This window comes from Microcoleus vaginatus FACHB-2002 (assembly GCF_040004035.1).
Classification (GTDB): domain Bacteria; phylum Cyanobacteriota; class Cyanobacteriia; order Cyanobacteriales; family Microcoleaceae; genus Microcoleus; species Microcoleus vaginatus_C.
This window is the reverse complement of record NZ_JAMPLN010000016.1, coordinates 73,100-98,479: the sequence shown is the minus strand read 5'-3', so window position 1 is coordinate 98,479 and position 25,380 is coordinate 73,100. Positions and strand designations below refer to the sequence as shown.

Genomic DNA, 25,380 nt, shown 5'->3' with positions numbered 1-25,380 from the left:
CAAATCTAAAATCAAGTGAGTAATTTCCAAGTGCTGACGATCGAGGGCGACCCCATTTTCCGGCTGGGGCTGCGAGTCGCTTGCGAGCAGTATCCAGACTTGCAAGTTGTTGCAGAGGTTTCCACCGCAACCGAGGCTTTGCGAGTTCTAGAAGCTCGCTCGATCGACTCGGTAGCAGCCAAGAAGCCCGCAGATTTGGTAATTTTGGCTGTTGAGACCCTAAATTTGCGATCGGGTCAAACAGAGGCCCTGGCATTTTGTTGCGAACTCAAAAGTTTGTACCCCAACCTGCCCCTGTTGCTGCTAGGCGGGCCGCTGACACCGGAGCTGTTGGCGGAATTACAGGCTACGGGCGCGAATGGCTATTCTCCTAAAGGTAGAGATATTTCCTTGACAATCGAAGCTATTCGCGCGGTGGCATCTGGTCGCACTTATTGGGCGACGGATGCGACCGCTAACTCGGAAATAGAACTAAATGCAGCGGTGGTTCAAACAGTAGAAAAGTCCGCAGTAATTGCCGATAACAATGCAGATAATTCGACCGTTGATACGCCAGTGCACAAAAAAATGCTGGCTTATTTTTGTCAGTCGGGACTACGGGAAATAGATGCAACTTTGGCGGTTGTCCAAGCTGATTTGCAAGAGATTAAAGCGGCAAATCCGACAGATTTGCCCTCTATTTTAGATGGGGTTGTACTCAGCGGGCGCCGCAGAGAATTGCTGGCCGCTCGCTGGATTGTCAGTCAGTTATTATTTGAAGGGAAAGGGGAGAAGGCAGAAGGCAGAAGGCAGAAGGCAGAAGGCATAAAGCAGAGGAGAGAAGGCAAAAGGCAGAAAGAAGAAATCAGAGGCGAGGATTTGTTAAATAATTCTCAATTGCAATTAGCGAATTCACAGGTTTCGGCTCAATCTTTGGTGGTTGCAACTAATTGGCAAGGTAGCTTGTTTGACTCAGTGGCAGCTAAATTGCAGTTTGATTTAGTGAATTTGACTGGTTTGCCTTTGGAAATCGATATTTTGCGATCGCCCAAAAAGCGTGAATTGATGAGTTCCATCCTGCGGAAGTTAAAGGATTTGCTGGAAGAATTGCGCTTTTCGCAAGTGCAGCAAACTCAATTGTCGCAAAAAATGCCTGCTATTTTACGGAATTTGTGGGAGGCGACAATCATAGATTTTTTTGGCAGATACTATACACTGCAAACCGAAGAAAATCTGGTTTTTGATGGCAGTCAAGCCAACTTAAAACTGGAAGAAAGCCAAGGGGGAAGCGCTGCTTATCTATTGGCAGGCAGCGGCGTAGAAGTTGTGCCGATGCTGCTGGCAGATGCTGATGTAGTTGCAGCAGAAATCCTTGACAAAATACCGATGACCGTTGATTTTTTTGCACATTTGCTATTTGAAATTCCTCTAACAGTTGACAATATTTCTTGTGTTTCTGGCAGCCCGCAAGCAATGCAGCGAGCTGAAGCTTTGTTGGAAAATTTGGCAATTCAAGTGGCTAGCGGAGTGGTACAGCCTCTACTAAATAATTTGGCAAATATTGAAGAAATCAAGCAAATTTTTTACGATGGTAAGTTGATTTCGACGCGAGAAATTGAGAGATTTCGGAATGATTTGTCGTGGAGATATAGCTGGGATAGATATTTTGTGGAACCGAAAGCTATTTTTGAAAGCAGGTTTTGGCTGTTTGTTTTGGGCGATTCTGGAATTAAGAAAATTTCTATTTATGCTCCGAGAAATCTGGAGTTAGCACAGTTGTCTGGGTGGCAGTTAGCCTTGACTTTGGTGCTGGAAACCAGGGATGCGATCGCACCTAGAGTTCGCGCGGTTATTTCGCTGTTGGGTGCTGGGGTTGTTTACGTTTTGACTCAGGTTATAGGGCGGGGAATTGGTTTAATCGGGCGGGGAATTATCCAGGGGATTGGTAATTCTTTGCAAGATAGCAAGTTTGGGAAAAATGGGTAATTGGGAATTGGGCATCGGGAATTGGGCATCGGGCATTGCTAATTGATAATATTGATAATTGGGCATTGGTAGTGATATTATAGGTGGGATAGAGATGAGATGTGACACCATTGTCAATAACCTGTAGGGGCGGGTTTTTCCAACAATATTTGGTTGAGATCGATAGTCTCATAAACCCGCACCTGCCCAACGGTAAATCGCGGTCGAACGACCGGATTTGATATAAATTACTGCTATAGGGTTGACTTTTTATGAGTATTATGATAGCGATAGATGCCGATCGCATAAACAGTTTAGATTTGTCTCCCGTGCGGACTGTGATTGAAAAGTGGCTGGCCGAAGGAGCGATCGCCCAAAATGAACAACAGCTACAATTTGAAATTGAGTATCCGCGCGAAGAGTTAGATCCGCGAGAAATTTCAGAAATTCCCGAAGTGCGGCTGTGGTTTATTCGCTTGGATGCTTGTTACCCTTGGCTGCCATTTTTGCTGGATTGGAAAGCGGGAGAATTGGCGCGCTATGCCGCGATGTTGGTGCCGCACCAGTTTCACCGCACTCAAGGTATTCAGTACAATCCTGAAGCTTTGGAAATGTTTTTGATGAACAAAATTTTTGTGTTGACTGATTGGTTGAATCAGCAGGGAATCCCCAGTAAATCGAAGTTGATGGCGATGTCGCAGATGTTTGGTTATGATTTGGAGGATGCTTTTTTTGATGTGATTGTGCCGCACAAATAAGCGATCGCGCATCTAATTAAAATCGTCCTAATTAGGTAGGCTACTTTATGCCTTAAAAGTTACGAACACAGGTATAAACCCGGTTTGTTCCCTTGTGGGGCGGGCTTTCGAGTCCGCCTCCGCAGCTATAAGTTCTATCCACAACAGCTTGCTTAAGCTTAACAGCAACCGTACTCAGACTTTAATACAATCCTTAAACCAGCGCGCCTCAAAAAATTGTTGCTGGACTTCAGAATTTTCTCAGAATTGATAGTTAGTTTAAATAGACAACGATCACCCCATTCAATCGATCGAGGAAATTTACCATGAAAACAGATTACCTCATCGTCGGCAGTGGTTTATCAGCACTGGTTTTCGGAGCTTTGATGGCAAACTCCGGCAAAACCGTACACATCCTCGAAGCTCACGAGCATCCCGGAGGTTTTGGTCACACCTTTACGATGGCCAAAAAATACACCTTTAATGCCCAATTCCACTACGTTTGGGACTGCGGCGAAGGACATACAGTCAATCGAGTTCTCAAAAAACTCGGTCTCGATCGAGACGTCACCTTTGAGCGGTACGATCCGAATGGCTACGACCACATGAGAATGCCTGGGTATGCGCTCGATATTCCCTCGGAACCAGAGGAACTGAGCCGCAGATTGTCCGCGCTGTTTCCCGAAGCGGGCGAGAGAATTCGCCAATTCGTCAACGAAGTCGAGAAAACCGGCGAAGGACTCAGAAAACTCGCTCCTCCCGTCAAACCAATTGAATTGCTCAAAAATTTCGGTGACGTATTCTGTGCCGTCCAACACCTCAACAGTACACTTCAGGATGTTTTCGACAAGTTCCAACTCCCGCAAGCCGCCCAAACCCTATTAGCCCTGCAATGGCCGGACTTTTTGCTGCCTCCAAATCAGCTTTCTTTCTATGCTTGGATTGCCTTGTTTAGAGGCTATCAAGAAGGCGCATTTTACCCAACGCAGCATTTTGAAGATGTCATCAATTCTTTAGTTAAAGTCATTGAATCCAACGGGGGGAAAGTTCTATTAAACCATGAAGTCACGAATTTTAGGGTGACAAACAGAACAGTAACTGGAGTTGAAGCGATGGATTTGACCACCCATCAAACCCATGAATTCACGGGCGACACGGTGATTTGCAACCTTGACCCGAAAAGAGCGGCCAAGATGATTGGAGAGGAACAGTTCTCTAAAACAGTGCGGCGGAAACTCAACTATGAGTATTCTGCATCTAACTACATGGTGTACTGCGTTGTCAAAGATATCGATCTCCGAGACTATGGATTTGGCAAGTGGAATACGTTTCATACGGAACACTTGGATCTAAATGAAGCTTTTGCTCAAATGTATGAGCAAAATGATTTTTCTCGTCCGAGCTTTGCAATTACAACGCCAACTCTACTGACGGAAGCGCGGGGGGATTGTCCAGAAGATTGTCAAATTGTAGAATTTCTGACTGTTGCTAATTACAGCTATTTTAAACAGCTTTGGGAGAGCGATCGCAAAGCTTACAGACAGAAGAAACAAGAGATTCTGGACTCGATTTTAGATGTAGTTGAAAAACACTATGTTCCGAATTTCCGCAAACACATGGTCTTTCATATTACCGGAAGTCCGACGACTAACGAGCGCTTCTGTTGGTGTCCTAACGGTAATTCCTACGGTTCCAGCCTGACGCCACGCAACATGGGGGTCGATCGGCTAAATCATGAAACATCCCTCAACAATTTCTATTTCTGCAACGCCTCATCGGGCTATCCAGGCTTTGCACCGACATTTTGGACGGGGGCGCTGCTTTATCAACGTTTATCCGGCGATGCGATTTTAGGCTAAGGAAAATTGGCAATTGGTTATTTTCCTGTTTCTCTCGTTCCTTGGCAAAGCCAAGGAATGAATTTCTCTCTTGCTCTGCTTCCTCTTAAAACTCTCTCGTTTCTGCTCTCGTTATCTTGTTCCTTAGCTCTGCCAAGGAATGAATTTCTGGAGGCTCTGCCTCCTCTTAAAAATGACGAGGCACAGCAACAGTGAAATGCGTTTCTAGGTTCTACCTGGGAACTAAAATTTATTCCTTCTTCCTTCTTCCTTCTTCCTTCTTCCTTCTTCCTTCTTTCTTCTTTCTTTCTTATTCCTTCTATCAATCTAGGAGTGAACTATGAGAATTGCAATTGTTGGGGGCGGAGCGAGCGGTATGGCAGCAGCCTACTGGCTCGATAAACAGGGGCATCACGTCACTGTGTTGGAAAAGCAGCCGATTTTAGGCGGACACATTCGGACGCTCAACAAAAATGTTGCGCCAAATCAATCGGAGTGCAATGAAATATTAGAAAATGGGGTGCTGGAATTTCCCACGGTGTTTTACAATTTCGTGGCTTTTATGCAGGAGCTAGGCGTTGAATTAGAACCCGTGCAGATTGGTTCCGCACTGTTTCTTAAAGAGGGCGATCACTTTTTGTCTAAGGTTTCTATCCGGAAAAATTTTACCGGAATCCAACGCCTGATCGAGTATTTGCGGCTCGATAGTATCTACGCTCGTTCGGCTGGATTTATTTTAAAAATGCGGTTTGCTAAACAGCATGATTTCTACGATGTGCCGCTTTCGGAGTCTTTGAAAAGCTCGTGCGTCCGCAATTATTGGCTGAAGTTGCTGACGATGTACAGCTACTCGATACCGTTTGAATTGCTCGACAATTTTCCGGCAGAATTAGCGATGCCTGTTCTACGCGAATATGCCTCGGTCAACTGGGTGAGGATTAAAGGCGGGGTGTATTCTTACATTGAAAAGATTTTGGAGCGATTTAAGGGCGATATACGGCTAAATGTGGAGATTGCCAATATTTTTAGAAGTGCGGATGCTGTAAAAGTTGTGCTTTCTGATGGGGAAATCCAGGAATTTGATAAGGTGGTTTTTGCGATGCCACCAGATCAAGTTATGAGGCTATTGTCTGATCCGACGGAGGCGGAAACGAAGCGGTTTTCGGCGTGGAAAGCCAATTATGCCACCACTGTACTGCATTCGGATACATCAATGTACGATCGCTACGGTATCCGCAAGCTATCAGAATTTGATTTTTTCGAGACGGACAAGGGATGGGGATATAATGCGAGCTTGAATCAGCTTTGCGGCATTTCATCCCCACGAGAGTACAGTTTAGCTTTTCAACTGCAGGAGTCGATCGCCAAAAAAGACATTATTCACATTCAGAAACATCACACGCCGCTGTACACTGTCGAGTCTTTTCGATATCGAGATGAAGTTATCGAGACTAATGGCGAGAACAACACCTATCATGCGGGAGCTTATTTGGGGGATGGTTTGCACGAGGGAGCCATTACCTCTGCTTTGCGAGTCGCGAAATTAATCGGGTGAGCTCAATTGTGAAGCTACAAACTCTCGCAAATATTAGTAAATTTCTTGCCGGTGCCACACTCTCACAAAAGTAATGATGTCTGCATCAAAAGTTAAACTAATGCGAGAGTCGTCCACTCGGATGAGAAATTAATTTTGGGCCTTGCCTAAGCTGCTACACCACGTGCTGCAGTTAAGTAGACATCATTGCTCAAAGATGGGGGCATTGTTGAGCCGGCTAACTGAGTACCCTCAAAGTTGGTTCCCGTGAACGTTGCCCCGCTCAAGTCGGCTTCGCTCAAGTCTGCATAGCACAGCCTAGCCCAATCGAGGTTTGCCTGCACCAAAGAAACTCCCACCAGATTTGCCCTGGTTAAATCTGCTCCCATCAACTGGACGCCCCGCAACTGAGCCCCGCTGAGATTGGCAGCTAACAAGTTCGAGCCTTCCAAGTTTACCCCGTTCAGTTTGGCTCCGCTCAGGTTGACGCCATTGAGATCCGTCCTGCTCAGGTCGATCCCATTGATGTAAGCTTTGCTGAGATAGATGCCTGTTAGTTGAGCGCCAAAAAGCTTTGCACCGCTGAGTTTTGCCCCTCCGCAGTTGGCCCAGTTGAGGTTGGCTCCCGTGAGGTTGGCACCCCGCAGATTGATGAATTGCAGGTCGGCTGTACACAAATTGGCGTTCCATAGGATGGCGCTCCGCAGGTTGCTACCGATGAGTTGGGCGCCACTCAACTTTGCCCTGGGCAGTTTTGCTTTGACGAGGAAAGCTCCGCTGAGATTGGCTTTGGTAAGCTCTGCGTCCGCTAGTCTGGCTTGGCCCATTTTGGCAAAACTCAGATTTGCCCTGTAAAGGTTTGCCTCGTTGAGTTCTGCTTTGGTCAGATGTGCCCGACTCAGGTTAGCTCCCGACAGGTTAGCCCTCGAAAGGTTTACGCCAACTAACATAGCTCCGCTGAGGTTTGCTCCGCTAAGGTTTGCGTCAGCAAAGTCTCTGTTTCCATTTTCGTACTCTTTGAGCAGCTCGGTTACTTCCATACGGGTCACATTCCTAATAGCAGAAATTTATTTAGAAATAAACACTCTTTATAAGTATTTTATCTCAAAGGGAGCGGAGTGGATCGCACTTTCAAGAAAGCTGACAATTAACTTTATATTTATACATATATAGCAATCCTTGCAGGAGTCGTAAATTTTTACCCTACCCCAACCCTCCCCGAACCTGCAGGGAGGGAGTAAGAAATTCACAAATGATGCGAGGATTGCTACACTTTGTGCTTTTTCCAGAGTCCCGACCGTTTTGAGGTCATAGTCTGAAACCCTTGATTTATCGTGGGTCTCTAGTGTGATTCGGCAAGCGTTGCGCGATCGTACTGAGATCCGTGAAACCGTTATTCTCAGTAGGTAAGCCATCAAACACTGTCCGAAGAGTTAATCAATAGTTAAAATCAATTTTCTTGTTGTCCACTGTGACTAACAGCTTTTTTAAACGGAGACTGCAAATTTGTTAGTTGTGTTTGCTTTAGGTGTCGCGAAGGCGGGCAGGGTCATAGATACATATTTTATCTACTGTCATTTTACAGGAAAATTAGATGGGGAACAACAGCTTAATTAGGGATAATTTTTCTCTGTTGTCTCGCAGCATTTATACGATCGCGCTTTTCAATATTTCCTTGAGTCGATCCGGGTTAAAAATAATTTCAGACCTTGTACTTCTGAGGAATTTATCGATATGCCTAACGGTAGAGGGTATTCGTTCAAAACCTAGCAGATAATATACTGCAGATAGTACAAAACTAATAGCGAGTAAGATCTTTATAGGCTCACCCCCTATACTGGCAGTTAGGCAAATGTGTCAATCTATGTTATGCTGAGTCAAAATTGAGGAATAATCATGTCAAAAGAAAGAAAAAGCAACAAAGAAGTCAAAAAGCCAAAGAAACAACCTGATGGTGTTGCTAAGCCGAAGGATGACAAAAAAAATTATGGTAGCAGCGAGGGCCGCAAGTAGAGATAGCTCCCACTCTTTGAACTGTGATTAATGGTGTTTAAGTTTTATTAGTATCAATTCTGAATAAATTACAATATCCTATTTTGGGATAATCCGAAAACAGGTTTATTATACCTAGGGTATATGCAGTGCTAAACCCAAAGTATAATGAAATCTGTTTTTAGCCATGAATATGAAACCTTCGGTAGCCGATCGAATTTTAGACCGTCTATTTAGACTTTGTGGAAAAATAAATATAGTTCGATCGCCCAAATCTATCACAGCGATATCTCAGTAACTGCAATATTACCCTCAAAACACACGTCAACATCAGTCCCCGCCGCCCGATCGCGCGATCCATATTCTCCGGCATAATAAAAGTATTCTCCCTCCATCCGGTAAACCACTGGCAGTGGCTGCGTCGAAGGCTGGCAAAACACAATTTCCGGTTCCGCACTTCCCGGCGCTAGATGCGGCAAATTTACATTCCAGAAACACCCAGACTTTAGTTCCCGGTTCAGCAAATCCGCCAACACCCGCGATGTCCAGCGAGTAGCGACATCCCAGTCTATTTCGAGCGGCCTTTTAATCCGGTGGGAAATTGCGATGCCCGGAATACCGTGCATGGCTGCTTCGCGCACAGCCGCCACCGTACCCGAAATATACACGTCAACCCCCAAATTGCCACCCGCGTTAATACCCGAAAGCACCAAATCCGGCTTCGCACAAACGTGATGAAGAGCAATACGCACGCAATCGGCCGGTGTTCCCCCTACAGCATATTCACATTCCGATCGCCGATCGACATGAATCGGACTGTGAGCCGTCACCTGATGCCCGCAGCCGGACAATTGCCCCTGCGGAGCCACCATAATTGTTTTGCCATCTACAGCCTGCAAAAGTGCTTGAATCCCTGGAGCGTCTATTCCGTCGTCGTTGGTTAAAATTATTGTCATTAAAAATGTGTCGGTTTGATAGAACCGATTTGAGAGCGCAGAGGCTGGCAACCTTCTGGTAGTTCTAGCCCAAATTGGTTGTTGGTTGGTGGCGATCGTCAGTATGAGCATTGCCACACATTTATATCATGGCATTAATTGAACAGTTGCCCCAGAAATGTGGCGCGCCACATTTTAGGTCAGCCGCATCTTGATGTGTCAGTTAAAGCGACTTGTTACGCTTGCCCCAGTGCAGCATTCATGACATCAGTGTCGATGCAAACATCTAATCACATAATTTTTTCCTCGGCTCTCCCCGATGCTTGGTGTTAAAAGTAGCAGATGATACTAAGTATCTGAGTCTGAACGTTGAAACCCTCGATCGTGCTAAATTATTAGCTTGCGTTATCACCATAAGTACGAGAAAGCCGATAATAAGTTAATGTCGATTGCAATTGGGCTTTGACGCAGGGGAGGGGAGAAGAGGAAATCCTTACCAAGCAGAGTATCTAAGTTCCCATCCTCAGCCCCCATTCATAAATCAAATACTGATCTACACTGTTACCATTATTACATCTCACCCAGGAGAGCCACATGAGCGAATCCCCTCAAAGCAATGCCAAAACAGGCTGTCCCCCAGTTCCTCAGTCGATTATGACCGCAAGCAGGGACGAACTAGATAACATCCAACTGGAAATTGAAGGGGACTTACCAGAAGAGGTACAGGGTTATATCTTCATTGTTGCGCCAGTAGGAACCGTTGAATCAGGAGGTCTTCCTTTTCCCGATGGAGACTCATTTTTGAATGGCGATGGCATGATTTACCGACTTGATTTTAATCAAAAGGGTCAAGTAATTTTGAAAACGCGGATTGCCAAGCCTCTAGATTACCATTTTGACGAGGCAACTAAGGGTACTAAGTTGGGATTTCGCAATCATGGGATCTTAAGGTTTTCCTTACTTCTGGGCGCTCGCAACGAGTTAAATACAGCTTTTCTGCCCGTAAAATTCTCTCAAGACGAACCTGAGCGCTTGCTAGTAACTTATGACGCGGGTCGTCCTTATGAAATTGATACCGATACCCTCCATCTGGTGACGCCAGTTGGGTCAAATAAAGAGTGGCGTCCTGAAGCTCCTCTGCCCTATCTTTTTCCACCCATTTTTAGTACCGCCCATCCTACTTTTGATACCTACACGGGCGAGATGTTCGCAGTTAATTATGGTAGATCGTTAGAGAATTTTCTTGATACTATACCTTTCATTGAGAAGATAGACGAACGCTTTCCAGGAGTTCGTCACTTTTGGGAAAAATTTAAGGGTTTAGAAGATTTTGTCTATCTGATTCGCTGGGATGGAGTGACTCACTTGGAGCGGTGGACGCTGGTAAATCCTGATGGTTCGCCAGTCAGCATCAAGCAAACTATCCATCAGATTGGAGTAACGGAAAATTATGTAATTTTGATGGACACAGCCTTTAGCACTGGACTGGAGCAGTTGCTCACCAATCCTTTTCCAGAAAACAAAGAGCTAGAAAGAATTTTAAGGGAATTATTAGAAAGTCCACCGTCACCCGATTCTATTATTTATATCGTTAGCCGCAGCGATCTGCAAAAGGGGAAGGGGCAGCGTCCAGCCTTGAACGAACCTGAAGTTAAAGTTGTCGCGCGAAAAGTGGTAATTCCCCTCGAAGCGGCTCACTTTTTGGTGGACTATGAAAATCCTAACGAGAAAATTACGCTCCACGTAGCTCATATTTGTGCTTGGGACGTTGCTGAATGGCTGCGTCAATACGATATTTCCCCTTATCAACCTCACAATCCCGTGCCTAAAAACTTGCCTGGGATGGAACTGAATGAGATGGACATCAGCCGTTTGGGACGCTACGTAATTGACCTAAACAACCAAGATCAAACCATCGAGCCAAAAGTTATCTGGGATACCGAATATACATGGGGGCTGGGATTATACGCCTACCTTGACCGATTACCGTCAGGTAAAACTCCCAGAAAGCTAGATAATATCTACTGGATTTCTTTCGGACTGTGGAAGGATTTAACGACCGATTACTTGTGCCAATTATACCGGCATTATAAGTACCAGAAAGTACCGCAGTCAGATGTTTTGGCTCTTGCTGAAAAGGGCATACCAGCTTGCTTGCTGCGGCTGGACACGCAGTCGATGGAAATTGCCGATCGCTATCAGTTTGATCCTGGCTACATCGTGAGTTCACCGCAGTTTATGCCGCGTCGCGGTAATCAAGGTAGTTCAACCAACGGTTATATAGTTTGCACCGTTTTCACTCCCCAAAGAAATGAAATTTGGATTTTCGAGGCTGACAATTTGTCTGGCGGGCCGAAATGCAAACTCAGCCATAAATCCCTTGACTTTACATTCACATTGCATACAGCTTGGTTACAACAAATAGGGCCTCGTTCAGCTAAATACAAAATCTCGTTGCCGGAAGATTACGAGGAATTAGCAAAGAACTTCCAATCTCCGCCGGAATTCGAGAAAGAGATTCAGGAGTTGTTTGCTAAAGAGTTGTACCCGCGCTTTGAAAGCGAGTAAAAATTTACTAACAGGCAGATAATCCATGAATCTGCCTGTGATTTAGAATAGTTAATGAAAAGGGTAAGGTGAAAACAATGATAGTTCTTTCGGGATACGAAATGATAGAAAAAATTTACGAAGGAGTAAGGACTGTTGTATATAGAGCTAAAAAACATGGTTACAGACAACCAGTTATCATTAAAATTATTAAATATGATTATCCTAGCCTTGAACAAATCACTAATTTAAGGCAAGAATTTATAATTACTCAAAATTTAGAGTGTGAAGGAATTGTCAAAACTTACAACTTAGAAAATTATCAGAATAGTTTAGCGCTAATATTAGAAGATTTTGGGGGTCTATCCCTTTATTATTTTATGGCAGCCAATCACCTGTCAATAACCGAGTTTCTGAGGCTAGCGATCGCTCTATCCGAAACTTTGATCTATCTCCATCAAGTACCGATCATTCACAAAGACATTAAGCCCTCAAATATCATTATCAATCCAGAGACAGGGAAAGTAAAACTGACTGACTTTAGTATTTCATCGCGCTTGGAATTGAAAAACCAAAGCATTAGCAATCCCAACTTGCTAGAAGGGACTCTCGCTTATATGTCACCCGAACAAACGGGGAGGATGAATCGAGCAATTGACTACCGCACCGACTTCTATTCTTTAGGAGTGACTTTCTATGAAATGCTGACCAACCAGTTGCCATTTACTACCACCGATCCGATGGAGTTGGTTTACTGTCATATTGCCAAACAACCCGTCCCACCTAAAGAGGTAGCAGAAATTCCTCAAGCGGTTTCAGATATTGTGATGAAACTGTTAGCAAAAAATGCGGAAGACCGATATCAAAGTGCGGCGGGATTAAAATTTGACCTGGAAACTTGTTTGCAGCAATTGCAGACAACTGGAAAGATTGAAAATTTTCCCATCGGTCAACGCGATCGCGGCAACCAATTACTCATTCCCCAGAAGCTTTATGGTAGAGAAACCGAAGTCCAAATTCTTCTAGATGCCTTTGGACGAGTCAGCCTCGGTGCCACCGAGATGATGTTAGTTTCCGGTTATTCCGGGATTGGTAAAACTTCAATCGTCAATGAAGTTCATAAACCAATTGTAGCAGCTAGGGGATATTTTATTGCGGGTAAGTTTGACCAGTTTAAGCGCAATATTCCCTATGCGGCGTTAATCCAAGCATTTCAGGAATTAGTTCGTCAGCTATTAACCGAAAGTTCCGAACAGATTGCTATTTGGAAAGAAAACTTATTAAAGGCGCTAGATAATAACGGTCAAGTTATTATTGATGTTATCCCCGAAGTCGAACTAATTATCGGTAAACAGCTTGAAGTTCCTCAACTGGGTTCATCGGAATCCCAAAACAGATTTAATCGGGTATTTCAACAATTTAGTCGCGTTTTTTGTCAACCCGAACACCCGCTAGTCATATTCCTAGACGATTTACAGTGGGCAGATTCGGCATCTCTAAAGTTAATCCAACTCTTAGTCACTGACCCAGACAACAAATATTTGTTAACGATTGGAGCTTATCGAGATAACGAAGTCAGTCCCGTTCATCCTTTAATTCAGACAATAGAAAAAATTCAAGAAAATGAAACGGTGGTGAATAATATCACCATTCAGGCGCTGGCTTTGGATAGCGTCAACCAATTAATCGCCGACACTCTCGATGCCAGCGTAAATTCAGACGAAATAAAAGTTTTTTCCGAGTTACTTTTTAATAAAACCCAAGGCAATCCGTTTTTCTTAACCCAGCTACTCAAAACCCTGTACTCGGAAAATCTGCTGGTTTATCAGGTAGACACAGACCGCTGGGAGTGGGATATTCAACAAATCCAAGCAATTGGTATCGCAGATTTCAATATCGTTGAACTGGTTGCTCGCAATATTCGCAAACTCCCTGAAACAACCCAGAAATCATTAAAATTAGCGGCTTGTATCGGCAACCAATTTAACTTAGAAGTTTTATCAATTGTCAATGAAGAATCAAACATAGCGACGGCTGCTCATTTGTGGGAAGCACTGCAAGCGGGTTTGATTCTGCCGCTGTCTGAAAATTACAAAATTCCTCTAGTGTTTGCCCAGGAAGAGTTGGCATCTATACGCGATATCAAAGTTGACTACAAATTTTTGCACGACCGCGTGCAGCAAGCTGCTTATTCTTTGATTCCAGAGTCAGAGAAAAAAGCGACTCACTTGAAAATTGGTCAACTGTTGCTGAATAATACAACAGAGCAAGAGCGAAAAGATAATATTTTTGCTCTGGTTAACCAACTGAATTTTGGCACAGATTTGCTAACTAATCAGTCAGAAAAAGATGAGTTAGCCCAATTAAACCTGATCGCCGGACAGAAAGCAAAGGCAGCTACTGCATATGAAGCTGCTGTTAATTATTTGAATGTAGGTATAGAACTCCTGAGTCAAGATAGCTGGGAAAGTAGATACGATCTGACATTTACCTTCTATCTGGAAGCAGCGGAAGCCGAATATCTTAATGCTAATTTAGAACGAGCGGAATTTTTGTGCGATCGCACTCTCCAAAAAGCCAAAACAATCCTCGACCAAGTCAAGTTATATGTGCTGAAAATTAGGCTTGAACTCGCTAAAAACCAGATTAAATCTGCTTTAGATACTGGGCTACAAATCCTAGAAATACTGGGAGTGACAATATCTCAATTACCCCCGCAAGAACTTAATATTGAGGAGTTAGCTACGCTGCCAAAAATGACCGATCCCTACAAGCTGGCGGCTATGGAGCTTTTAGTTCTAATTTTCCCACCAGCTTGCTTCGCAGAAAGCCCGCTATCGCTACCAATTCTATATACTATGATCGAACTTTCTCGTCAGTATGGGAATTCGCCACAGTGTACTTTTGCCTATTCTATTTACGGAGCACTGGTGTGTTGGCTCATACCAGATATAGATTTTGCCTATCAACTTGGTAAACTTTCTTTACAAGTATTAGAGCAGTTAGATGCCAAAGAGTTTCGTTCTAAAATATTGGTTAATGTTTCCATCTGTATTACGCACTTCAAAAAGCATACTAGGGAAACTATAGAACCCCTTCGTCAAGCAATTAATAGCGGCTTAGAATTTGGAGATATAGAATATGCTTGTCATGCTGCTGATTACTACTGCGCTCATCTGTTTTTTAATGGCGAGCATCTAGACTACGTGCAAGAACAACAAAAACACTATATTGATTTTGCAGATAATTTTTCCCAAGAATATCAGTTTTATCTGCTCAAAATAATTGGTCAATTAGTCGCAAATTTACGAGGTATAACAGATAATAGCCTGATTTTAACTGGTGAATTTTTGAATGAGGGAGAAGCTATTGCTTATTTGACAAAAATTAATAATTTAATGTCTTTATTTAGAGTGCTTTTTGCAAAAACCCTACTTTGCTATTTATTTAAAGATTATAAAAATGCTATAATTTATGCTAAAACAGCGTTAAATAATTCAATGCTTGTTCAAGCTAACATTAGCTTTAATAACCACGTTTATTACTATTCTCTGGCTCTTTTAGCTCAGTATTTTCAGGAAACTGAGGAAAAGCAGCAACAATACCTGAAACAAGTAGAAGAAAATCAGGAAAAGATGAAGTATTGGGCTTTCCATTGCCCAGCCAATTACCAGCATAAGTATGACTTAGTAGAAGCAGAAAAAGCCCGCGTATTGGGGCAATCTTTCTCAGCAATGGAATATTACGACCGGGCGATAGATGGAGCCAAGGAAAATGGATACGTCCAGGATGAAGCCCTCGCCAATGAATTAGCTGGAGAATTCTATTTAGCATTAGGTCGTCAGAAAGTAGCGCGTACCTACATGATAGACGCTTACTATGCTTATATTCGCTGGGGAGCAAAGGCAAAAGTTAAAGATTTAGAAGAGCGCTATTCTGAATTACTCGCACCAGTCGTCGGTAGGAAAAACAGCCTGACGAGTGGAAGAGACGAAACGATTGTTCAGACCAGAACTACTGTCACTTCTACCAGTTCAGGTGCTGCAAACGAGCTGGATTTATCAACAATTATCAAAGCCTCCCAAGCGCTCTCAGGGGAAGTTCATTTAGATAAGTTACTCTCGAAGTTGATGCAAGTCTTGCTGGAAAACGCGGGAGCAGAAAAGTTTTATTTCCTCCTACCTGACCCAGCAGGTAAGTGGAAAATTGAAGCTCAATGTACGGGTGAACGATGTGAATTAATATCCAAGTCAGCGACTGAAAGTCAAGAGATTCCTATCTCGCTGGTTAATTATGTAGAACGCACGCAACAAACTCTTGCGATCGATGATGCAACGAATAAAAGCAGGTTTGCATCTGACCCGTATATTATTCAGCAGCGACCTAAATCTATCTTGTGTAGCCCCCTGAGCAATCAAGGTAAATTGGTGGGCATCTTATACCTAGAAAATAATTTAACAGCGGGGGCTTTTACGCGCGATCGCTTAGAAGTCCTCAACATCATTTCCGCCCAAGCTGCGATCTCCATCGAAAATGCCCGTCTCTATCAAACTTTAGAAGATAAAGTGCAACAACGCACCGCTCAACTCGCCCAAGCAAACCAGGAAATTAGCAGCCTCAATAACAAACTTAAAGCCGAAAACATCCGCCTCAGTGCTGAGTTAGAAGTCACCAAACGACTGCAACAAATGATCTTGCCCAAACAATCAGAACTAGATAAAATTAAAGGATTAGAAATATCTGGATATATGCAACCTGCCGATGAAGTTGGTGGCGACTACTACGACGTGCTAACCCAAAATGATCAGGTAAAAATTAGCATCGGCGATGTTACGGGACATGGTTTAGAAAGTGGCGTATTAATGATTATGGCGCAAACCGCCGTCCGCACTCTCCAACAAATGAACGAAACCGATCCGGTGAAGTTTCTTGATGTGTTAAACCGCACCCTTTATGCCAATATCGAGCGCATCGACTCGTCTAGAAACATGACCTTGGCTTTGTTAGATTATCAAGATAGTAACCTTACCCTCAGCGGTCAACATGAAGAAATAATTGTAGTCCGTACTGATGGTAACATCGAACGGATCGATACAATGGAACTCGGCTTTCCTCTGGGATTAGAGGAAGATATTGCTGATTTTGTTTCCCAAGTTCAAGTGCATCTTAATCCAGGGGATGTAGTAGTGCTTTACACAGATGGAATTACCGAAGCTGAAAATATAAATAAAGTGTATTACGGCATAGAAAGATTGTGCCAAGTGGCCAAAGAAAATCGCTACAAAACGGCTGAAGAAATTCGGGAAGCAGTAATTGATCATCTGCGGCAACATATTGACCAACATAAAGTTTTTGACGACATTACGTTGGTAGTCCTAAAACAGAAATAACGCAAGTTGGTAATTGGTAATTGGTAATTGGTAAATTGTTTGAGCGTCCGACGATCGAAACCGACTTCACGCCCAACAATTTTGGAAATGGTGCGCGGACTCAGAAGGTGCGATCGAAAGCTGAGCGCCAGGTCTGTGCTAAATTGGGCGATCGGGCGAATTGGTATAATTAAAGGCAACATCAGCGCTTTCACGGGCCAAACGCTGCTTTCGATCGCAGCCCCAATGCCGCGACTGCCTCCGGTAATCAGTGCGCGTTGATTCTTGAGTGTGTGGTTTATCTTCGATACCCTGTCAGTGCTAAGTTGGGCGTCGAATTTACTGCACACATCCACCTAAAATCCAAAATTCCTCAAACACATCAACCAACTTGTGGTAAAGTTTTGTGTCGATCGCCGATTAGCGGAGCCCTCCAAGAGGATCGGTCAAATATCAACACAAGTTCAGTTAAACGCGCTCACAGCAATGTTTTTGCCAATTTTCCCCCTAGCTCAAACAATTCCCGCACCTCCCGCCCAACAACAACTGATCATCGACCCAGAAGTCCCCGTACCCGAAAACGAACTGGATTTGCCGCCACAGCCAAGCAGCAGCCCGCTGAAAACCCTGACGGTGCCCCAACAAGTGCGCGTTTTACCAGGACAACTCGACAGCATCCCGGTTTTCAATAGCAACAGCCCCGAAGTTGTGCAAACCGAAGGCATTTTGCTCTCCACATTTCCCCCGGAAGGAAAACAACTACCTTCTGCACACTTAAACTTTCCCTTCAAAGGCCGATTTGACATCTTTGCCCACCACATCGCCAAAGCTAAAAATCGCGCCGAAACTCGCACCTTATTTCAAGGAATAATTGTCCACAATCCCAACTCCGAACCTGTTACTTTAAATGTCTTGCAAGGAGCAACTTATTTAACTCGGCCGGATGCCTTGTTTGTCGATTTGCCGTCGTATTTAGAAAATCGATTCGGCACTGTGTTTGCGGGGCCTGGAAGCCGCATCACCAGCGATGTGCTGCGGGGGTTCAGACAAGCCATTTTGCCGGCTGCGATCGAGATTCCGGCGAATCAGAGCCGAATGCTGATGAATTTGCCGATACCTGTGGGCAATGTCACGCCTTCTTCCAATGGTCGATCGACCTTAATGCGAATGTCGAGCAGCAATTCGGTTTATGTAGCATCATTAGCCATGTTTGCTCCCACAAATCCAGAAGGAGTGGAGCAATATCCGACTTTAGAAGAGTGGGAAAATATTTTAAATACCAAAGGTTTAGCGGGGCCAAGAGATTTAGCACCAACTCCGAGAGGCGAAAATCCGGTGCAAAAAATTTATGGCCGCGTGGCAGGAGTAGCGGAAGGTTCCCAGTGGCAAGCTAAAATTACGGACAATTCGAGAACCGATTATTTAACTATTCCCAAGCGCGGCGAGTCCTTTTCCTATGCTTTGAGCACTACTGATACGGGTACTTTTGGAACTGGTCAAATTCAAAGCGCTAAAATGTTAGCTCGCTATCCCGATACTGCTTATTTTGCTCACGGTAATTACGGGATTCAATACAACTTAACTTTTCCGCTTTACAACAAATCTCGCGAGTCTCAATCTGTTAGCATTAAAATGCAAACACCCGTCAAGGCAAATACAGAATCGGGGGGATTGATGTTTTACGATCCTCCTGAAAATCGGATATTTTTCCGAGGTACGGTGCGGGTGATGTTTAAGGATGATACGGGCAAGACTTTGACGCGCTACATTCACATTGTGCAGCGCAGGGGACAGCAGGGGGAACCTTTGGTGAATGTGAATATGAAGCCGGGGGAACGCCGTTTGGTGCAAGTGGATTTCTTGTATCCGCCCGATGCGACGCCGCCGCAAGTTTTGACTGTGCGATCGAGTAATTAGTTATTGGTTGACGGTTGACTGTTAACTGTTGACGGTTGGCTGTTGGCTGTTGACTGTTAACCTTTGGGTTTATGTGTTAATGAGTTAAGATAGGGATTAAGTTTTGGTGAAAGTTCATTTAATAACGGATGCAGTCGATCGCTCTGTTCTTGAGTCAAAAGATTGCGAGCTCCGTCAAGTCTCAACCAATGTCTTGTTTCGTTTAATGAACCCAAGAGCAATTTTCACAAAACGCTGATTATCTTGCTAGCTATAGCGTCCATGTCCTTCTGCAAGATTAGCACCAACACTATCAGCCGATCGCACTATTTGTTTGCCCATCGTATCCTTGGCAAAGTCGTCCCACTTTTTAACAATAAATCATATTTCATTTGATATTTTTTCCGCTAATTGATAAACTCTTAGCTGTTGGAAGCTTTCCATATTAGCTCCTTTAACATAGTTTATGGCAAACCATTGACTGTCAACTGCCAACTGTCAACTGTCAACTGTCAACTGTCAACTGTCAACTGTCAACTGTCAACTGCCAACAGTCAACAGTCAACAGTCAACAGTTAACTAATTAAAGCGTCAAAGATTGAGGATTTGTCTCAATCAATTTCGCTAAATCTTGCAAGAATGCCGCAGCATCAGCACCGTAAATAATCCGGTGATCGCAAGTAATATTCACCTGCATTTGGCGCTTCACTCCCATCAAACCATCCTCGTTTGCCACTACTTGCGGCCGCGAAGAGCCGATCGCCAAAATCGAGCCTTGATTCGGCGGCAAAATCGCGTCAAACTTGTCTACTCCAAACATTCCCAAATTGGAAAGAGTAAAAGTTCCCGTGCTGTATTCATCAGGCTTCAACTGCTTGGTGCGGGCGCGATCGACTAAATCCTTCCAAGCGCGGGAGAGCGAATAAATATCGAGGCGATCGGCATTTTGCAACACCGGCGTAATCAAACCGCCGCCATCCATCGCCACCGCTACCGCCACATTAATATCAGCGCGGTATTGAATTCCCGACTCCACATAACAAGCATTCAGCAGAGGATGTTTTTGTAAAGTTACTGCTACAGCCTTCGCCAGCATACCCGTCATCGTGACGCCCTTGGACTTAATTTGTTTGTAGAGTTTGTCGAGATTATCAGTAGTAATTGTGTAACCGACGCGGAAAGACGGCACGCTCAAACTTGCTTCCATATTCCGCACCACCGCATTTTGCAGCGCATTCATCGGTACTCTTTGACCGGAAAGTGCCACCGCCGGGACTGGTGCGGGTGCGGGTTTGGCTGCCGCGGGGGCGGGTGCTGCGGGGGCGGGGGCGGGTGCTGCGGGGACTGTTACCGCTTGCTGAACCGGAGCGGGTTGGGCTTTGCCGGCTGCTGCTTCCACATCCTCTGCGACAATGCGACCGTTGGGCCCGCTGCCTTTGATAGAATTCAAATCTACTTTAAACTCTTTGGCTAACTTGCGAGCGCGGGGAGAAACGACGCTGCGGCCGTTTTGGCGGCTGACATTTTGCTGCAAACCTGCTGACGATGTAGCTGCGCTCACAGGAGCGGGGCTGGGAGCGGGGGCTGCTGCTGCGCTTGGGGCGGCGGCTCCTTGCTGCTGAGCTGTGGCGATTTCGGCTTCTGTTTCTGCTACCAGGGCGATTGCCGCCCCCACCGGAGCAACTTCGCCCGCAGGTACGATAATTATTGCTAAATAGCCTTCGTAGAAAGACTCCACGTCCATGTCGGCTTTGTCGGATTCAACCACCACCACCGTTTCGCCTTTTTCTACTTTGTCTCCGGCGGATTTGACCCAGGAAACAATTTTGCCCTCTGTCATGGTAGAACTCAGGGCTGGCATGAAAACTTCGCGAATCATCTGTAAAAAGTCCTTTTGTGTTGGTAATAGGTAATCGGTATTTGGCAATTGAGCATTGGCGATCGGCCACCGGCAATACTTATTATTATGCCAGTGTCTCGCATTCTTGATGTGTGACTGTTGACTCAAAATCAATTGCCAATTACCGATCGCCAATTACCACTTACCAATTTCTAAATATCACCTCGAATTTCTTCGACTATGCCGTCGCGAAGGAGAATTTCTACTTGCATTTTTTGAATCAAGTTTTCTCCGAGCCCGACAGTGAATGTGCCGTCAATTTGACCTTGACTCACTTCTTGTTCCAGGTCTAGCACCTGCACTTGCTGAAGCTGTTGCAGGTTTTGGTTTTTCTGTTCTAGCAGTTCGCTTTTTCTTTGATTCACCTGCACTTGAATGTTTTCTATTTGCTGCATTACTTGCGGGCCTGGTGGCTGCAGATTTTGCTTTTGGATTTCTGAAATCATCCGCTGCCCTTGCATTTCTAACTGTTGTAGCTGAGAGTCTATTTGGTTGATTTGGGCTTGGAGTTGCTGTTGAGCTTCTTCTTTCCAGCGGGGAGTAACGATGACTTTAACGTTAATCGATCGTTTCAAGAGTAATTGTGGTTCCATAAAAAAGTTGTTGCTTGTCAATTAGGAATTAGGCATTAGTCATGAGTCATTAGTTGGTAAACATGAACTAATGGCCCAGGACTGAGGACTCGGACTCGGGACTCGGGTGTTGGGATAATTTTTTCTTTTCCATTCCCCAAGTCCTGCGAATATTTCAAAACATCCCGTCAATCATATCGCGGTAGTGTTGCGTCACAACCGGGCGCTTAATTTTCAGGGTCTGGGTCAACATTCCATTCTCGATCGAAAATGGCTCCTGAATCAACCGGAACGGGCCGATGCGATCGTCCGCGCGGTATCCAGGGCGATTTTGCACCTCTCGGTTCAATTCTTTGCGGAATAAATCTTGAATTGTCTTGCTATTCCAGTCAATTTCGTGTAATGGGGGAGTCTGAGTTTCTGCCCATTTCTGCACGGCTTCTGCATTGGGGACAATTAAGGCGCCAACGGATCTCTGGTCTTGACCTACTAGCATAATTTGGTCGATGTAGGGGCTGCGGACGCAGGCGTCTTCTATGGGCTGGGGTTCGATGTTTTCGCCGTTGCTGAGGACGATCGTATCTTTGGCCCGCCCGGTCAAGATTAAGTCGTTTCCCGGTGTCAGCCAGCCCAAATCGCCGGTGTCAAACCAGCCTTCGGAGTCTATGGCTTTGGCAGTCGCTTGGGGATTGAGATAGTAGCCCTGCATAATTTGCGGCCCCCGCGCCAATACTAAGCCGCGCTGGCCTGTTGGGAGTTGCTGTCTGGTTTCCGGGTCTACTATTTTAATTTCCGTTTGGGCGATCGGCTGTCCTGCGGAACCTTTAAGATTGTGCCAAGGGCGGCGCACAGTTAAAACCGGCGAAGTTTCGGTTAAACCGTATCCCACCAACAAGCCGATATTCGCTATTTCAAAGAAATTGTCTAAATGCGTTGCCAAAGAACCGCCGCCGCTAATTGCCCATTTTAAGCGTCCTCCTGTAGCTTCCCTGACTTTTTTGTAAACCAATTTTTCGGCGAGGGCGTGTACGGGCGACAACAGAATGCTTTTAGTGCGGGCGATTAGTTTTTCGGAAGCAGAAGCCGGTTTCAAACTAAGAGTTAATCCTTGGAAAATGCGGCGGACCTCGATATATTGCTGGCTGGAAGATAACAGGAAATTCACCAATTTTTGTTTGTTAGGTGGCTGTTCCCGAAATTGCTTTTGTACAGCCTCGTAAATCGATTCCCAGATGCGCGGAACGCTGACCATGTAATGGGGTTTGTAAGTTTTAAAGTCTTGTTTGAAATAGCGAATACTGGTGTAAATTTGCGTGCATCCTTGGGAAAGCAGGAAGTATTCGACGCTGCGTTCGTAGGCGTGCCAACTGGGCAGAATGCTGAGGGCAGATTCGCCGGCTTCGGGCTGGAGAATTGTGCCCAAGGTGTTGAGTTGGTGCAGCAGGTTCCCGTGAGTCAGCATGACGCCTTTGGGTTTGCCGGTGGTGCCGCTGGTGTAGAGGAGGGTGGCGAGGGTTTGAGGCTTGTGGTTGGTGGGTTTGAGGGGACGGTTTGCCCCTGTGGTCATCACTTGGGAAAATTTAACTGTGTTTAGGGTTTGGCTGGTTTCCGGTTCTTCGTCGGAGAGGAGGACGATGAGTTGAATGGGCAAATCAGGGAGGCGGTGTTGCAGTTTGTTCAGTAATGCCAGGTTTTCGACTACCAAGGCGGTGCTGCCGCTGTCTTGGATTATGTACAGGAGTTCTTGAGGGTCGGCGGTGGCGCCTCGAACAACGTTCGCGGCCCCGGCCATCATGATACCTTGGTCGGCTATCAGCCAGCGGGGGCTGTTGTCTGCGAAGAGGGCGACGCGGGGAGGGACTGCTTCTTCGGGATTTGGTTCGATGCCGAGGGCTTGGAGGCCAGCGGCGAATTGCTGGATTTGCTGGTAGAGGTCGGTGTAGGTGAGTTTGATTTCTGGCTGGGTGTGGGGATCGTGGAGGGCTACCGTTTGACCGAATTTTTGTTTGACGATCGCCCAAAATTCGGGTATCGATTGAATGGAAGTGTAATCGATCAGGCGGCTGAGGTTAGCGCGATCGCGATCGGTGATTTGAGATGATGCGTAAGATGCTGGGCCGTTCATAAGGTATTTTCCTGAGTTTGTGCAGATAAAGTTATTGGCTATTAGTTTAATATCACAGTTATTTTAGAACTATCTGGCAGTGCCGTGACAGTTTGCCAACCTGCCATTGCCTATTCAGAAAATTAGAGATGCAAGATGATGAAATTTATAGTTGCATAGAAACATATGAATTTATCAAGGTTGATAGTAGTTGCTTTGAGTGCGATCGTAGCATTATTTGGAAATGTACTTGGAGCGAAGGCCGAAGAAACGCGATCGGAAAACAGAACATTTGCGGATTGGTGTCGCCAAAAAGCTGATTTGAGTTCTGAAACTAAACATACTGTTGAAGTGCTGTTGGAGAAAGCAGGGACTACTGAGTGTGATGAGGCCGATCGAGAACTTTCGAGTGTCACAGAACTCACCCTCGACAACAATGAAATCAGCGACATCAAACCGCTAGCATCCTTGACTAACCTGACTACGCTCACCCTCATCAGCAATGAAATCAGCGACATCAAACCGCTAGCAGCCTTGACTAACCTGACTGCGCTCAGAATCGAAGCAGCTCAAATCAGCAACATCAAACCGCTAGCATCCTTGACTAACCTGACTTGGCTCGCCCTCGACAACAATGAAATCAGTGACATCAAACCGCTAGCATCCTTGACTAACCTGACTTGGCTCGCCCTCGGCGGCAATGAAATCAGTGACATCAAACCGCTAGCATCCTTGACTAACCTGACTGAGCTCACCCTCAAAGGAAATCAAATCAGCGACATCAAACCGCTAGCATCTTTGACTAACCTGACTGTGCTCGTCTTTGAAGGAAATCAAATCAGCGACATCAAACCGCTAGCATCTTTGACTAACCTGACTTCGCTCTCACTCATAGACAATCAAATCAGTGACATCAAACTGCTAGCATCCTTGACTAAACTGACTTTTCTCTGGCTCGACAACAATCAAATCAGCGACATCAAACCGCTAGCATCCTTGACTAACCTGACTTCGCTCGTCCTCGCCGGCAATCAAATCAGCGACATCCAACTGCTAGCATCCTTGACTAACCTGACTGCGCTCAGAATCGAAGCAGCTCAAATCAGTGACATCAAACCGCTAGCATCCTTGACTAACCTGACTGCGCTCACCCTTGACAATAATAAAATCAGCGACATCAAACCACTAGCATCTTTGACTAAACTGACTTGGCTTTCCCTTGACAATAATAAAATCAGCGACATCAAACCGCTAGCATCTTTGACTAAACTGACTGTTCTCTGGCTCGACAACAATCAAATCACCGACATCAAACCGCTAGCAGCCTTGACTAACCTGACTTTTCTTGGACTCGACAACAATCAAATCAGCGATATCAAACCGCTAGCATCCTTGACTAACCTGACCGATTTAGTCCTCAGCGGAAATCCGATCGCTCCCAAGACTTGTCCTCTTTCGCCAGAGTCTATCTGTAAGTGGGAACCACCACCCAAACCATAAAACTTGAAAATAATGCCCGATCGCACTTCAATATTTCAGTCATGAGCGCTGTGATGCCGATCGAGTCCGATCGCGAATTCGAGTCGCACATCGGCTTCAGTCAGGGGGAGATTGTCGGGAAGGGCGATCGTAATTTGCATGATTTATAGTACCTTTTAATTTCAATTGTCTCTTTAAGTCTAACAATTTGGCAACCCTACCAAATCGCAGGTATTAGCTATATCCACCAAATCTTGCCAAGTGTGAAAGGAAAAGAAGCGCTTGTCTGCTTCCTGATTCCATACAACTTGAAATTCGGTATCTGAATACCTCCCGCTGTTGAGTCGAGCTAATAAAGGCGGCCAATTGATAGTCAACTGAGCGGCTTCACCAACGAATAGTTTTTTGTGATTGAGATTGACAACAGCGTAGATTTTATGCTTCATAACTTCCAGCCTCCGCTCTGATTGCTAATACCAAATCCGGCTTAAATGCCCCTGATTTCTTAGTCCCTCTTTGCTGGGACGAAAGTT

The 25,380-nt window shown here is 45.1% G+C and carries 18 protein-coding genes; 9 read left to right on the top strand and 9 right to left on the bottom strand.

Annotation, left to right across the window (positions count from 1 at the left end; genetic code table 11):
• Nucleotides 1–15: 15 nt before the first annotated feature.
• From NDI35_RS15635 to NDI35_RS15625, 3 genes are all read left to right on the top strand, one after another.
• Complete coding sequence (locus tag NDI35_RS15635) at nucleotides 16–1,965, top strand: DUF3685 domain-containing protein (RefSeq protein ID WP_445313534.1); 1,950 nt, start codon at nucleotides 16–18, stop codon at nucleotides 1,963–1,965.
• A gap of 251 nt (nucleotides 1,966–2,216) precedes the next feature.
• Nucleotides 2,217–2,702: a CRR6 family NdhI maturation factor gene (locus tag NDI35_RS15630; protein WP_333218718.1), complete on the top strand. Its 486-nt coding sequence runs from the start codon at nucleotides 2,217–2,219 to the stop codon at nucleotides 2,700–2,702.
• Between the two features lie 305 nt (nucleotides 2,703–3,007).
• Complete coding sequence (locus NDI35_RS15625; protein WP_445313533.1) at nucleotides 3,008–4,540, top strand: phytoene desaturase family protein; 1,533 nt, start codon at nucleotides 3,008–3,010, stop codon at nucleotides 4,538–4,540.
• Between the two features lie 17 nt (nucleotides 4,541–4,557).
• On the opposite strand, the gene NDI35_RS15620 is transcribed toward NDI35_RS15625, so the two are convergent.
• The gene (locus tag NDI35_RS15620) at nucleotides 4,558–4,845 is read right to left on the bottom strand and encodes a hypothetical protein (protein ID WP_445313532.1); all 288 of its coding nucleotides are present in this window, start codon (nucleotides 4,843–4,845) and stop codon (nucleotides 4,558–4,560) included.
• A gap of 14 nt (nucleotides 4,846–4,859) precedes the next feature.
• On the opposite strand from NDI35_RS15620, the gene NDI35_RS15615 reads away from it, so the two are divergent.
• On the top strand, nucleotides 4,860–6,074 hold the full coding sequence (locus NDI35_RS15615; RefSeq protein ID WP_445313531.1) for an FAD-dependent oxidoreductase: 1,215 nt from the start codon (nucleotides 4,860–4,862) through the stop codon (nucleotides 6,072–6,074).
• Nucleotides 6,075–6,220: 146 nt separating this feature from the next.
• Here the strand turns inward: NDI35_RS15615 and NDI35_RS15610 are convergent, their stop codons facing one another.
• Nucleotides 6,221–7,093 carry a pentapeptide repeat-containing protein gene (locus NDI35_RS15610; protein ID WP_445313530.1) on the bottom strand — a complete coding sequence of 291 codons (873 nt, stop codon included), beginning with the start codon at nucleotides 7,091–7,093 and terminating at the stop codon, nucleotides 6,221–6,223.
• Between the two features lie 1,230 nt (nucleotides 7,094–8,323).
• Nucleotides 8,324–9,001, bottom strand: coding sequence for a 5'/3'-nucleotidase SurE (gene surE, locus NDI35_RS15605; RefSeq protein WP_445313568.1), 678 nt, complete (start codon nucleotides 8,999–9,001; stop codon nucleotides 8,324–8,326).
• 573 nt (nucleotides 9,002–9,574) lie between these two features.
• On the opposite strand from surE, the gene NDI35_RS15600 reads away from it, so the two are divergent.
• From NDI35_RS15600 to NDI35_RS15585, 4 genes are all read left to right on the top strand, one after another.
• A complete protein-coding gene (locus NDI35_RS15600; protein ID WP_445313529.1) occupies nucleotides 9,575–11,548 on the top strand; it encodes a carotenoid oxygenase family protein in 1,974 nt (657 codons plus the stop codon).
• Nucleotides 11,549–11,625: 77 nt separating this feature from the next.
• The gene (locus NDI35_RS15595) at nucleotides 11,626–16,917 is read left to right on the top strand and encodes an AAA family ATPase (protein WP_445313528.1); all 5,292 of its coding nucleotides are present in this window, start codon (nucleotides 11,626–11,628) and stop codon (nucleotides 16,915–16,917) included.
• 39 nt (nucleotides 16,918–16,956) lie between these two features.
• Nucleotides 16,957–17,178 (top strand): hypothetical protein, encoded by a 222-nt coding sequence (locus NDI35_RS15590; protein WP_445313527.1) that lies wholly within the window; start codon nucleotides 16,957–16,959, stop codon nucleotides 17,176–17,178.
• A gap of 204 nt (nucleotides 17,179–17,382) precedes the next feature.
• Nucleotides 17,383–18,813, top strand: a complete 1,431-nt coding sequence (locus NDI35_RS15585) for a DUF3370 domain-containing protein (RefSeq protein WP_445313526.1) — start codon at nucleotides 17,383–17,385, stop codon at nucleotides 18,811–18,813.
• A 56-nt stretch (nucleotides 18,814–18,869) separates the two neighbouring features.
• On the opposite strand, the gene NDI35_RS15580 is transcribed toward NDI35_RS15585, so the two are convergent.
• The 5 genes from NDI35_RS15580 to NDI35_RS15560 all read right to left on the bottom strand — a co-directional run bounded on the left by NDI35_RS15580 (nucleotide 18,870) and on the right by NDI35_RS15560 (nucleotide 23,389).
• On the bottom strand, nucleotides 18,870–18,971 hold the full coding sequence (locus NDI35_RS15580; RefSeq protein ID WP_445313525.1) for a hypothetical protein: 102 nt from the start codon (nucleotides 18,969–18,971) through the stop codon (nucleotides 18,870–18,872).
• An 88-nt stretch (nucleotides 18,972–19,059) separates the two neighbouring features.
• Complete coding sequence (locus NDI35_RS15575) at nucleotides 19,060–19,134, bottom strand: four helix bundle protein (RefSeq protein ID WP_445313567.1); 75 nt, start codon at nucleotides 19,132–19,134, stop codon at nucleotides 19,060–19,062.
• Between the two features lie 241 nt (nucleotides 19,135–19,375).
• The gene (locus NDI35_RS15570) at nucleotides 19,376–20,671 is read right to left on the bottom strand and encodes a dihydrolipoamide acetyltransferase family protein (protein WP_445313566.1); all 1,296 of its coding nucleotides are present in this window, start codon (nucleotides 20,669–20,671) and stop codon (nucleotides 19,376–19,378) included.
• Nucleotides 20,672–20,844: 173 nt separating this feature from the next.
• A complete protein-coding gene (locus NDI35_RS15565; protein WP_333373172.1) occupies nucleotides 20,845–21,285 on the bottom strand; it encodes a YlqD family protein in 441 nt (146 codons plus the stop codon).
• Between the two features lie 154 nt (nucleotides 21,286–21,439).
• Entirely contained in the window at nucleotides 21,440–23,389 is a 1,950-nt protein-coding gene (locus NDI35_RS15560) for a long-chain fatty acid--CoA ligase (RefSeq protein WP_445313524.1), read from the bottom strand.
• Between the two features lie 165 nt (nucleotides 23,390–23,554).
• On the opposite strand from NDI35_RS15560, the gene NDI35_RS15555 reads away from it, so the two are divergent.
• Entirely contained in the window at nucleotides 23,555–24,868 is a 1,314-nt protein-coding gene (locus NDI35_RS15555) for a leucine-rich repeat domain-containing protein (RefSeq protein ID WP_445313523.1), read from the top strand.
• A gap of 179 nt (nucleotides 24,869–25,047) precedes the next feature.
• Here the strand turns inward: NDI35_RS15555 and NDI35_RS15550 are convergent, their stop codons facing one another.
• Nucleotides 25,048–25,293 (bottom strand): hypothetical protein, encoded by a 246-nt coding sequence (locus NDI35_RS15550; protein WP_445313522.1) that lies wholly within the window; start codon nucleotides 25,291–25,293, stop codon nucleotides 25,048–25,050.
• Between the last annotated feature and the right edge of the window lie 87 nt (nucleotides 25,294–25,380).

Excerpts from the sequence above, each read along its gene's own strand:
- NDI35_RS15555 (WP_445313523.1), top strand. The coding sequence starts at position 23,555 with ATGAATTTATCAAGGTTGATAGTAGTTGCTTTGAGTGCGATCGTAGCA.
- NDI35_RS15600 (WP_445313529.1), top strand. The coding sequence starts at position 9,575 with ATGAGCGAATCCCCTCAAAGCAATGCCAAAACAGGCTGTCCCCCAGTT.
- NDI35_RS15595 (WP_445313528.1), top strand. The coding sequence starts at position 11,626 with ATGATAGTTCTTTCGGGATACGAAATGATAGAAAAAATTTACGAAGGA.
- NDI35_RS15550 (WP_445313522.1), bottom strand. The coding sequence starts at position 25,293 with ATGAAGCATAAAATCTACGCTGTTGTCAATCTCAATCACAAAAAACTA.
- NDI35_RS15615 (WP_445313531.1), top strand. The coding sequence starts at position 4,860 with ATGAGAATTGCAATTGTTGGGGGCGGAGCGAGCGGTATGGCAGCAGCC.
- surE (WP_445313568.1), bottom strand. The coding sequence starts at position 9,001 with ATGACAATAATTTTAACCAACGACGACGGAATAGACGCTCCAGGGATT.
- NDI35_RS15565 (WP_333373172.1), bottom strand. The coding sequence starts at position 21,285 with ATGGAACCACAATTACTCTTGAAACGATCGATTAACGTTAAAGTCATC.
- NDI35_RS15630 (WP_333218718.1), top strand. The coding sequence starts at position 2,217 with ATGAGTATTATGATAGCGATAGATGCCGATCGCATAAACAGTTTAGAT.
- NDI35_RS15610 (WP_445313530.1), bottom strand. The coding sequence starts at position 7,093 with ATGGAAGTAACCGAGCTGCTCAAAGAGTACGAAAATGGAAACAGAGAC.
- NDI35_RS15570 (WP_445313566.1), bottom strand. The coding sequence starts at position 20,671 with ATGATTCGCGAAGTTTTCATGCCAGCCCTGAGTTCTACCATGACAGAG.
- NDI35_RS15625 (WP_445313533.1), top strand. The coding sequence starts at position 3,008 with ATGAAAACAGATTACCTCATCGTCGGCAGTGGTTTATCAGCACTGGTT.
- NDI35_RS15585 (WP_445313526.1), top strand. The coding sequence starts at position 17,383 with ATGTTTTTGCCAATTTTCCCCCTAGCTCAAACAATTCCCGCACCTCCC.
- NDI35_RS15560 (WP_445313524.1), bottom strand. The coding sequence starts at position 23,389 with ATGAACGGCCCAGCATCTTACGCATCATCTCAAATCACCGATCGCGAT.